This window comes from Globicatella sp. HMSC072A10 (assembly GCF_001811625.1).
Lineage (GTDB): Bacteria > Bacillota > Bacilli > Lactobacillales > Aerococcaceae > Globicatella > Globicatella sanguinis.
The window spans coordinates 13522-15267 of the sequence record NZ_KV805763.1 but is presented as its reverse complement, the minus strand read 5'-3'; the positions used below and the strand labels follow the sequence as shown (position 1 = coordinate 15267).

The window sequence follows — 1746 nt, the reverse complement described above, 5'->3', positions numbered from 1 at the left end:
ATTATTGTCAATAAAGTGACGACAACGCAACCAGTACAAACGACTAAACCGGAAGAGAAACCGACTACACCAACTAAGCCGGAAAATAAACCGGAGGAAAAACCAACTGAACCAACGAAACCAGTTGAAAGCGATAAGAAAGATGAATTAGTGACTGTTCCAGCTTTCGAACAGAAAAAACATACTGTCTCATACGGCGATACTTTATACGAGATTGCTAGAGCTAACAATGTTACTGTTAATCAAATTATGATTTGGAACAAACTTTCAAGTACGATGATTCGTACAGGACAAAATCTTCATGTATCTGATCCAAACAAAACAACTAGCAGTACTACTTTAACCCGAGCAGAGTTAGAAGCAAAAATCGCTGCTGAAAATGAGAAATTACGCTTAGTGGCTGAAGCACAAAAGAAACCTGGAGACCGTATTGTTGAAGTAGATGCTGATTATGATGGAACACTAATTAAGACTTACTGGAATCGAACAGGTTATAGAATGCCTCTTACTACGGTTGCTAGTCGTTATGGTGTGACGGTAGCGCAATTAAAACAATGGAATCCATTATTAACAAGTAATTATTTATTAGCCGACCAAGAAATTGCTGTATCTGATCCAGAAGCTGGTAATCCAGCTAAATTAGGTCGTGCAACGAAAAATTACTTAGTAATCAATGAAGCATCTGAGAAAGTTACATCAGAAGGCGTTCAAAAAGTATTAGATTGGTTTAAAGCGAGAGAAAATAAAACATTCTATTCAATGACTGACCGTAATGGTCCAAATAGTTATGACTGTTCATCAGCAGTTTATTATGCTTTAATTAATGCAGGTTATTTAAATCGTAACACTTGGATTGGTAATACGGATTCAATGTTTGCAATGGAAGGTGGGTTATTATTACCAATACCGGAAAGTCAAGTGCGTGCAGGAGACATCTTTATTTCAGGTTATAAATATAATTCTTCAGGTGCTGCAGGACATACCGGTGTCGCAATTAATAACAAAGAGATTTATCACTCAACTTATAATAATAAGTATTTCTATGACGGTATTGTACGTACTCAAATAGCAGACAGAACAGGTTCATCTTCTCGACCATTATATTGGTATCGTTTAAATGAAAATTATCGTCTGAAATAAAAAATAATTAGTGGGAATTCGTAAAGGTAGTATATCAAAGACCTTAATGACGGTTCCCACTATTTTTCTGATATTATTTAGTATATCTGACTTAAGGCCTTTTTATGTTGTGAAGAATTATGATAGCATAGATAGGGATAAAAATAACCTTGAAGCACTAAGGAGGCACCTTAATTTGTTTGATTATTTAGTCGTTGGAGCGGGTTTGTTCGGCTCGGTCTTTGCTTATGAAGCTGCTAAACGTGGCAAGAAAGTAAGGTAATTGAAAAAAGAAACCATATTGCAGGCAATATCTATACGGAAGCAATAGCAGGGATTCAAGTGCATAAGTATGGGGCGCATATTTTTCACACTAACAACAAAGAAGTTTGGAATTATGTCAATCAATTTGCTGAATTTAACCATTATGTGAACTCGCCAATAGCTAATTATAAAGGTGAGATTTATAATCTACCTTTTAATATGAATACTTTCAATAAATTATGGGGTGTGATAACCCCTAATGAAGCAAAAGCAGAGATTGAACGTCAAATTGCAGAATTCCAACAAGAACATGGCAAACAGCCGGCTAATCTAGAAACACAAGCGATTTCTTTAATAGGCAAG

1 protein-coding gene and 1 pseudogene are annotated in these 1746 nt (G+C 35.6%); both read left to right on the top strand.

The window, feature by feature from the left end:
- A partial coding sequence (locus tag HMPREF2811_RS07570; protein ID WP_168164962.1) for a peptidoglycan amidohydrolase family protein occupies positions 1-1140 on the top strand: 1140 nt, incomplete at its 5' end.
- 175 nt (positions 1141-1315) lie between these two features.
- Positions 1316-1746 (top strand): annotated as a pseudogene (locus tag HMPREF2811_RS11760) (NAD(P)-binding protein); the annotation flags it as partial.